Consider the following 8,989-nt stretch of genomic DNA (forward strand, 5'->3'; position numbering starts at 1 on the left):
TATATTCGGCCCGGATTTGCGCTTGCGGTTGACGCCCTGAAGAAAGGCGACGACGATGCGTCGCCAGATTGGAAAGGGATTCCCAGCAATGACACGACAATTAACCGCGGACCAGCTCGCGTTTCTCGGCCGTTTCGACACGCCCACCGTCTGCAACGGGCTTGAAATTGTGATACCGGCGCGTCAGGCGATCGGGTTCACGACCGAGCATCTGCATCCTGCCAACCCGAGCTTGCCGCCAATGGTGGGCTATGCGCGGACCGCGACGATTCGGGCAGTCGAGCCGTCGGCCCGCGATGCCAATGCGATGCGCGAGCAACGCCTCGCCTATTACGCCTATATCGAGGCGGGGCCTCGACCCTCGATCGTCGTGATCCAGGACATCGATCCGCGCCCGGGTTTTGGCGCTTTTTGGGGCGAGGTGCAAACTGCGGTGCATAAGGGGCTTGGCGCTCTCGGCGGCGTAACGAACGGCTCGATCCGCGACATCGATCAGATAGCACCAGGCTTTCAACTTCTTGCCGGGAAGATCGGGCCAAGCCATGCTCATGTCCATCTCGTCGAAGTCGGCGGCGCGGTGAACATCTACGGCATGACTGTGCGCCATGGGGATATCGTCCACGCAGATCGTCACGGTGCGGTGGTCGTTCCCTTCGATGCGGTCGAAAAACTGCCGGCGGCGATCGACATGGTTGCACGGCGCGAAAAGGTCATCCTCGACGCGGCGCGCGCACCCGGCTTTACGTTCGAAAAACTCAAGGCGGCGATGAAAGGGGCCGCGGACATCCATTGAACGGCTGGATTTCTGCCGTGACAATGGACGACCGACGGCGCTTGAGGTGCGCTCGTCACACGGTGGCGGAAAGCTCGGCGAAGCGCCGTTCATGGTGGTCGGCGTTGCCGAACTGAACGTCGATTGCCGCAAGACGCTTGAAGTAATGGCCAACCGCAAGCTCGTCGGTCATGCCCATGCCGCCGTGGAGTTGAACGGCTTCCTGTCCCACGAGTCGCCCGCCGCGCCCGGCTTGCACCTTTGCCGCGGCCGCTGCTTGAGCGCGGTAGTGCCGATCGTGGTCCGCGAGCGCTCGTGCGGCAACGGCAACGGTGGAGCGGGCAAGTTCCTGCGCCATGTACATGTCGACGAGACGATGCTGCAGCACCTGGAAGCTTCCAATCGGGACACCGAACTGCTTGCGGGTCTTGAGATAGTCCCTCGTCACGTCGACGAGGGCTTCCATAGCGCCGACCGCTTCCGCCGAGAGGCCCACGAGCGCTTCGTCGCGCGCGTGCGCGAGGAGTGCCAATCCGCCGTCGAGCTCGCCCAAGATCCCACCCGCCTCGACCGGGACCTTGTCGAGCGTCACTTCTGCGGCCTGAAGCCCGTCGACCGTGCGATAGGGCATCAAACCCATACCTCGCGCATCCTTCGGCACCAGAAAAATCGTAATGCCGTTTTCGTCGGTTATCGCACCTCCGGTACGCGCGGAGACGACGATGTAATCGGCATGCTGGGCGTTCAGTGCGACGGCTTTTCGTCCCGAAAGCGCAAAAATACCGCCGTCCCGCGCCGCACGAGTTTCGACGTGGGCAAGCTCGAAACGCGCTTTTGGCTCCGAGTGGGCGAGGGCGAGTTGCAGCTTGCCCTCGACGAGGGCGGGGAGATGCCCCGCCATCTTGGCGCCGCCGCGGCGCAGGAGGCCGGCACCGAGGACGACGGTGGGAAAGAAGGGCTCCACGACGATATGCCTGCCGATGCCCTCCATGAGGATCGAGATCTCGACATCGCCGCCGCCAAGTCCCCCAACGGATTCGGACGTGCCGATACCGAGCCAGCCGAGCTCCGCGAATTGCGCCCATATGTCCCGGCTGAAGCCATCTTCGCTCGCCGCGATCTTCCGACGCTTCTCGAACGAATATTCCTTTGCGAAAAAGCGCGCGACGCTTTCAGCCAGCAGCCGTTGTTCCTCGGTCAGCGTCAGGTCCATGGGGATGTCCCTTAGAAGCCGAGCATGTGCTTGGCGATGATGTTGCGCTGGATCTCGTTCGATCCGCCATAGATCGAAACCTTGCGCCAGTTGAAGTATGTCGAGGCGAGTGCCGGTGCATATTCGGGGCCGATCGCTTCGCCGTTCCAGCCCGGCTCGAACCACTCGGGTTGATAGGGGAGCGCATAGACTCCGACCGCCTCGGCCAATAGCTCGGTCATGGCCTGTTGGACGAGGGAGCCTTTGATCTTCAGGATCGAAGACTCGGGACCCGGTGGCTTGCCCGACGACATGCGGAATACAGTCGCTTCGAGGGCGAGAAGATCGATTTCCGCGGCGGCAATCTTGGCCTTGAAGACCGGATCGTCGATAAGCGGTCGGCCCTGCGCCTGCTCGTCGCTCGCAATCCTCTTGAGCTGCCGAAGGAGCCGCGTCGAGAGGCCGACCCGTGCGATATTGGTGCGCTCATGGCCGAGCAAGTACTTCGCATAGGTCCAGCCCTTCCCTTCCTGCCCGATCAGATTCGCTTTTGGCACTCGGACATTGTCGAAGAAAACCGTGTTGACCTCAGCACCGCCGTCGAGTGTGACGATTGGCGTCACGGTCACGCCGGGGCTGTGCATATCCAGGAGGAGGAAGGAAATCCCTTCCTGTTTCTTGCCTTCGCTTCCCGTCCGGACGAGGCAGAACATCATGTCGGCGAATTGCGCGTAGGTCGTCCACGTCTTGGAGCCGTTCACGACGTAATGGTCGCCGTCGGGTACTGCGCGCGTCTTGAGCCCCGCGAGATCGGAGCCCGCCTCTGGTTCCGAATAGCCCTGGCACCACCAATCCTCGCTTGCGAGGATGCGCGGAAGGTATTTCCTCTTTTGCGCATCGTTCCCGAACGCGATGATCACGGGGCCGACCATGGTGACGCCGAATGCGATGATCGGGGGTGCCGGCACCGCGCCAAGCTCGGTTTCGAAGATCGCGCGCCGAAGCGGGCTCCAGCCCGTGCCGCCGTGCTCGACCGGCCAGCCCGAAGCGAACCACCCCTTACGGTGGAGAATCCGCTGCCAGCGAACATGGTCGTCCTTGCCGATGTGCTTTCCGGCTTCGACCTTGGCGCGGATGTCGGCCGGCAAGTTCGTCTCGAGGAAGTCCCGAACCTCCTCGCGAAACGCCGAATGGGCCGTATCGAGCTTGATCCTCATGCGCCCTCCAATCGTTCGGTCCGCTTGCTGCCATGTCGCTTCGGAACCGGAGGTTCCTCTGTTATCCTGTCGCCGAAAGTGCTGGGCCTATTGCTCGCCTCCGCACCGGTCGTGGCCAGCCTCAATCCCACATCAAGGAGCCGAACCCACCCCGTGAACAAAAACCTCTTCGATCTTACCGGCAAGGTCGCCGTGATCACCGGCTCGACACGGGGTATCGGCAAGGCGATCGCGGAAGCGATGGCGGATCACGGCGCCAAGGTCGTGATCTCGAGCCGCAAGGCGGGCGCATGCGAAGAGGTGGCGGCCACCATCCGAGGTGCGGGTGCCAAGGCCATCGCAATCCCCTGCAATATCTCGCGCCGTGAGGAACTCGACGCCCTCGTCTCCGGCGCGATCCGGCATTGGGGCAAAATCGATATCCTCGTCTGCAATGCCGCGGTCAATCCCTATTACGGCCCGATGTCCGGCGTCGCTGAGGATGCCTACGACAAGATCATGGATACCAACGTGAAGAGCAATCTCTGGCTTTGCAACAAGGTACTGCCGGGCATGGCGGCACGGAAGGACGGCGTCGTGATCATCGTATCCTCGATTGGCGGCCTCAAAGGTCACGCCAAGCTCGGTGTCTATGGCCTTTCCAAGGCGGCAGACTTCCAGCTTGCCCGCAATCTCGCGGTCGAATGGGGTCGCGACAATATCCGAGCGAACTGCATTGCCCCCGGCATCATCCGCACCGATTTCGCGCGCGCTCTGTGGGAGGATCCTCGAGTGTACGCGCAGGCCGTATCGACCTATCCGCTCGGCCGCATCGGCGAGCCCGACGAAGTCGCCGGCGCGGCCGTCATGCTCGCGAGCCGGGCGGGGAGCTTCATCACGGGCCAGGCGATCGTCATCGATGGCGGTTCGACGATCGCGGCAGGCTCCTATAGCTGAGTGGCGCTCGTCGCAGGTGCTGGATTTCAGCGTTCGCGTCATACGAATTTACGGCCTTAGACGTCGTCGGCGCGGGCGATGAGCGCGCACGCCTTCTCGGCGAGCGTCCTCACGCGTTCGCCAAACGCCGCAAAGCGCGCGTCGCTCGTCTGACCGCGCAGATAGCGGATATAAATCTGTTGGATGACGCCGGTCAGCTTGAAGACGCCAAATACGTGGTACCAGCGAATGTCATCGAGCACCAAACCCGTCCGGGCCGCATAGCGTTCGACGGCTTCCGCCCGGGTCGGGAAGCCCGCATTCCAGGTCGGCATGAAAGCGGCGTTCCGCCACCCCAGGCTGTCGCGCGCCTCGGACCAGTAGTTGAGCATATAGCCGAGGTCCATAAGCGGATCGCCCCGCGTGCACATGTCCCAATCGAGCACGGCGACGGCGCGGCTCGGATCGTCGGCGCCGACGATCATGTTGTCGAGCTTGAAATCGTTATGGAGGAGGGAGACGCGCTGCGGCTTCGGCACCCGTTTTGCGAGCCAGGCAATCGTCTCGTCGACGGTCGCAAGATCCTTGTCTTTCGCCGCGTTCCAACGCTTGATCCAGCCCTCGAGTTGGCGCTCCACATAACCGTCGGGCCGGCCTAGATCGTCGAGCTTCGCTGCGGCCGGATCGGCGACGTGAAGTCCGGCGAGCGTGTCGACGACCATGTCACCGATCCGGCGCGCGAGCGGCTCATTGCCCTTGAATTCCTCGGGCAAGTCGCTTCGGATCACGATGCCGTGGCGGCGCTCCATGACGTGAAAATCGGCGCCGATGATCGATGCGTCCTCGCAATAGAGATAACTGCGCGGTGCAAGCGGGAAAATGTCGGGCAAGGTCGCGAGCACGCGGTGCTCGCGTTTCATGTCATGGGAGGAAGGTGCGACAGGGCCGAGCGGGGGTCGACGAACGACATATTCCGTATCGCCGAAGCGTGCGAGGTAGGTGAGGTTCGCGTGCCCTCCGCCGAACTGCCGGAGCGCGAACGGCCCGTCCGTTTCGGGCAAATGTGCGCGCAAATAGGGCACCAGCCGCGACGTGTCGATTTCTTCGCCTGCTCGGGCGGCGATGGTGTCGTCGATCTCTGCCTTCATTCTTGGATCCGTCCGCTCGCTCACGCGACTTCGAACAGCCCGGCGGCGCCCATCCCGCCGCCAATGCACATGGTCACGACGCAATGCTTTGCTTTGCGGCGCTTGCCCTCGATGAGGACGTGGCCCACGAGACGCGCGCCCGACATACCATAGGGATGCCCGATGGAAATGGCGCCGCCGTCGACGTTGAGGTTTTCTTGGGGGATGCCGAGCCGGTCGCGGCAGTAGAGGACCTGGACCGCGAACGCCTCGTTCAATTCCCAAAGGTCGATGTCGTCGACTTCGAGGCCGTGGCGCTCGAGGAGGCGCGGTACGGCGAAAACAGGGCCGATGCCCATCTCATCCGGCTCGCATCCCGCGACGGTGAAGCCACGGAAGATGCCAAGCGGGTGCAGCCCACGCTTTTCGGCCTCCTTGCGCTCCATCAGGACGCAGGCGGAAGCACCGTCGGAGAGTTGGCTGGCATTGCCCGCGGTAATGAACTTGCCCTCGCCCATCACCGGCTTCAATTTCGCAAGCCCCGCCAAATTTGTGTCGGGGCGATTTCCTTCGTCCTGAGCAAGAGTGACCTCCTCTTGCCAGGATTCGTTCGTGTCCTTGTTGGTGACGAGTTTTTTCGTCTTGAGCGGCACGATCTCGTCGTCGAAGCGGCCTGCCTGCTGGGCGGCGGCGGTGCGCAGTTGGCTCGAGAGGGCGAATTCATCCTGCCGCTCACGGTTGATGTTATAGCGTTTGGCGACAATGTCCGCGGTCTCGATCATCGAGAGATAAAGCTCGGGCTTGTTCTTCATGATCCATTCGTCGGTGTCCTTGTTCCGCGACGAAGCGGCGGGAATGAGCGAGATCGATTCGAGCCCACCCGCAACCGCGACCGGCACATGCTCCATCACCACGCGTTGTGCGGCGATCGCGATGGTCTGCATCCCGGAGCTGCAGAAGCGGTTGACCGTCATGCCCGAGGTCGTGACCGGAAGGCCCGCGCGGATGGCGGCTTGGCGCGCGATGTTGTATCCTGTCTTTCCCTCGGGGAAACCGCACCCCATCACCACGTCCTCTACCTCGGCGGGATCGACCTTGGCGCGCTCGACGGCGTGCTTGATCACGTGCCCGCCGAGGTTCGCACCGTGGGTGAGGTTGAATGCACCCCGAAAGGCTTTGCCGATCGGCGTTCGGGCCGTCGAGACGATGACTGCTTCACGCATCGGATCCTCCTCGAAATCTTTGGCGCCGCGTGGGCATGCCGTTCGAATTATCCCGCCGGTGAGCGGAGGTCGGCGAACCCTTTACCTTCGCTGGCGAGCCGCTCGAGCAAGGGGGCGGGGCGAAGGATTTCGCCATGCTCCTCGTGCATCCGGCGCATGGCGTCCCGAATGTTGTCGAGCCCGACGAGATCGGCGTGAAACATGGGTCCACCGCGATAGGAAGGAAAGCCGTAGCCGTTGATCCAGATGATGTCGATGTCGCTCGCGCGGAGTGCTATGCCCTCCTCGAGGATCTTGGCCCCTTCGTTGATGAGCGGGTACATGCAGCGCTCGAGAATCTCGCGTGCGTCGATCTTGCGCCGCTCGATCCCCATCTCGGCAGACGTCTTGAGGATCAGCGCCTCGACCATCGGGTCTGGAATCGGGGCACGGCTACCGGGCTCATAACGGTACCAACCGGCGCTCGTTTTCTGGCCGAAGCGGCCCATCTCGGCAAGCTTGTCCGCGACCGCATAGCCGCGATAGTTCTCGGACCCCTCCGCGGCTCGACGCTTGCGAATGCGCCACCCCACGTCGATGCCGGCAAGATCGTTCATCGCGAAGGGACCCATGGGAAAGCCGAACTCGAAGATGACCTTGTCCACTTCCTGGGGCAAAGCACCCTCGAGGATGAGCGCGTTCGCCTGGCGGGTATAGGCGTAAAGCATCCGGTTGCCGACGAAGCCATCGCACACGCCGACCAGAACGCCGATCTTACCGATGGTCTTCGAGAGCGCCATCACGGTGGCAATGACGTCTTTCGATGTCTTCTTTCCCCGCACATTCTCCAACAGACGCATGACGTTCGCCGGGCTGAAGAAATGCGTGCCGATGACGCTCTCCGGGCGCTCGGTCACGGCCGCTATCGCATCGATGTCGAGGGTCGAAGTGTTGGTCGCCAGCACCGCCGCAGGCTTGCATACGGCGTCGAGCTTACGGAAAACTTCCTTCTTGATATCCATCTCCTCGAACACGGCTTCGATCACGATATCCACGCCTTTGAGGTCGTCGTAGTCCGTCGTACCCTTGATGAGTGCAAGACGCTTTTTCATCTCTGTTTCGCTCAAGCGCCCTTTGGCCGCCGTCGCCTCGTAGTTCCTGCGCACGATGCCGAGACCCTTGTCCAGGAGGTCGCGCGAGGATTCGAGCACGGCGACGGGAATGCCTGCATTGGCGAAGTTCATCGCAATGCCGCCGCCCATCGTTCCGCAACCGATGACCGCGGCACTCCCGATGGGCCGGAGCGGCGTTTCCGGCGGCACGTCGGGGATCCGGGCAACTTCGCGTTCGGCGAAAAAAACGTGACGCTGCGCCTTGCTCTGGTCGGAGGCCACGCGTTCGACGAAGAGTGCCCGTTCCTTCTTGAGTCCTTCGGCGAACGGCAGGGTTACTGCCGCCTCGACGCAATCGATGCAGCGCTGGGGTGCCTCGAAATTTCGGAAGCGGCGCGCCGTTTCCTTGCGGTAGTTCGCGAAGATTTCAGGCTTGCCTTTGGCGGCCGCGATCTTGTCGTCCCTCTCGCTTACCTTCTGCGGTGGCCTGGCGCTGGCGGCGAGCCTCTCCGCGTGCGCGATGGCGTCGACGACGACATTCTCCGCGACGGCATCAACGATGCCGAGCTTAAGCGCCTTCTCGGCCGGTATCAGCTCCCCCGTCACGATCATGTCGAGGGCCGGCTCGACACCGATGAGGCGCGGCAAGCGCTGCGTGCCGCCAGCACCGGGGAGTAGGCCGAGCTTCACTTCCGGCAGGCCGATGCGCGCCTTGGGATGCGCCACGCGCCCATGACAGCCAAGGGCAAGTTCCAGCCCGCCGCCTGCCGCAACGCCATTGATCGCCGCGACAAAGGGCCGATCGGCGCTTTCGATTGTCTCGATCACCTGATGAAGCGTTGGCGCCTCCGCCGGACGCGGTTTGCCGAACTCCCGGATATCCGCACCTCCCACGAACATCCGGCCAGCACCTGTGAGCACGAACGCCGCGATGCCGCGGTCCTTGAGCCCCTCGTCGAGGCAGCGCTTGAGGCCCGTTAACGTGGCAACGCCGAGGGCGTTGACCGGGGGGTTATCGAGGGTGATGACGCCGATCGTGCCGTGTCGCTCAAAATGCACTTCTGCCATTGGCGCTCCCTCGCATCTCGAGTTTCGTCCGACCGAATCAGCTCCCGGCGGTCGCACGGCCTCGCTTTCGGCCGGGCCCCTTCACGTCGAGGAGGCGGTCACGGAGCACGCGCTTTGCGATCTTGCCGGTCGCTGTGTGGGGTAACTCCTCGACGAAGATAACTTCGTCGGGCAGCACCCATTTGGCAACCTTTTCCCGCAGAAAATCGATGATCGACTCCTTTGTCACGGACCGCTCGAGCGAGGTCCGCACGAAAAGGACAGGGCGCTCGCCCCAGCGCGGGTCCGGCCTCGCGATCACGGCCGCCTCGAGCACGCCCGGATGGCCTGCAACGGCGTTTTCGAGATCGATCGAACTAATCCACTCCCCGCCGGATTTGATGA

General features: G+C 62.9%; 8 protein-coding genes. 2 read left to right on the forward strand and 6 right to left on the reverse strand.

Annotated elements, in window-relative coordinates; translation table 11 throughout:
- Positions 1 to 88: 88 nt before the first annotated feature.
- Positions 89 to 793, forward strand: coding sequence for an RraA family protein (locus VEJ16_02620; GenBank protein HYB08547.1), 705 nt, complete (start codon positions 89 to 91; stop codon positions 791 to 793).
- Between the two features lie 55 nt (positions 794 to 848).
- On the opposite strand, the gene VEJ16_02625 is transcribed toward VEJ16_02620, so the two are convergent.
- Together VEJ16_02625 and VEJ16_02630 are read right to left on the reverse strand one after the other, a co-directional pair.
- The gene (locus VEJ16_02625) at positions 849 to 1,985 is read right to left on the reverse strand and encodes an acyl-CoA dehydrogenase family protein (GenBank protein HYB08548.1); all 1,137 of its coding nucleotides are present in this window, start codon (positions 1,983 to 1,985) and stop codon (positions 849 to 851) included.
- An 11-nt stretch (positions 1,986 to 1,996) separates the two neighbouring features.
- Positions 1,997 to 3,181, reverse strand: coding sequence for an acyl-CoA dehydrogenase family protein (locus tag VEJ16_02630; GenBank protein HYB08549.1), 1,185 nt, complete (start codon positions 3,179 to 3,181; stop codon positions 1,997 to 1,999).
- A 153-nt stretch (positions 3,182 to 3,334) separates the two neighbouring features.
- Between VEJ16_02630 and VEJ16_02635 the strand changes: the two genes are divergently transcribed.
- The gene (locus VEJ16_02635) at positions 3,335 to 4,117 is read left to right on the forward strand and encodes an SDR family oxidoreductase (protein ID HYB08550.1); all 783 of its coding nucleotides are present in this window, start codon (positions 3,335 to 3,337) and stop codon (positions 4,115 to 4,117) included.
- 56 nt (positions 4,118 to 4,173) lie between these two features.
- Here the strand turns inward: VEJ16_02635 and VEJ16_02640 are convergent, their stop codons facing one another.
- The 4 genes from VEJ16_02640 to VEJ16_02655 all read right to left on the reverse strand — a co-directional run.
- Positions 4,174 to 5,244 (reverse strand): phosphotransferase family protein, encoded by a 1,071-nt coding sequence (locus tag VEJ16_02640; GenBank protein ID HYB08551.1) that lies wholly within the window; start codon positions 5,242 to 5,244, stop codon positions 4,174 to 4,176.
- Between the two features lie 20 nt (positions 5,245 to 5,264).
- On the reverse strand, positions 5,265 to 6,446 hold the full coding sequence (locus tag VEJ16_02645) for an acetyl-CoA C-acyltransferase (protein ID HYB08552.1): 1,182 nt from the start codon (positions 6,444 to 6,446) through the stop codon (positions 5,265 to 5,267).
- A gap of 47 nt (positions 6,447 to 6,493) precedes the next feature.
- On the reverse strand, positions 6,494 to 8,605 hold the full coding sequence (locus tag VEJ16_02650) for a 3-hydroxyacyl-CoA dehydrogenase NAD-binding domain-containing protein (protein HYB08553.1): 2,112 nt from the start codon (positions 8,603 to 8,605) through the stop codon (positions 6,494 to 6,496).
- Positions 8,606 to 8,642: 37 nt separating this feature from the next.
- Positions 8,643 to 8,989, reverse strand: a 347-nt coding sequence (locus VEJ16_02655) for a long-chain fatty acid--CoA ligase (protein HYB08554.1), incomplete at its 5' end; no start/stop codon positions are given.

It is taken from the genome of Alphaproteobacteria bacterium, assembly GCA_035625915.1.
Taxonomy (GTDB): Bacteria; Pseudomonadota; Alphaproteobacteria; order JACZXZ01; family JACZXZ01; genus DATDHA01.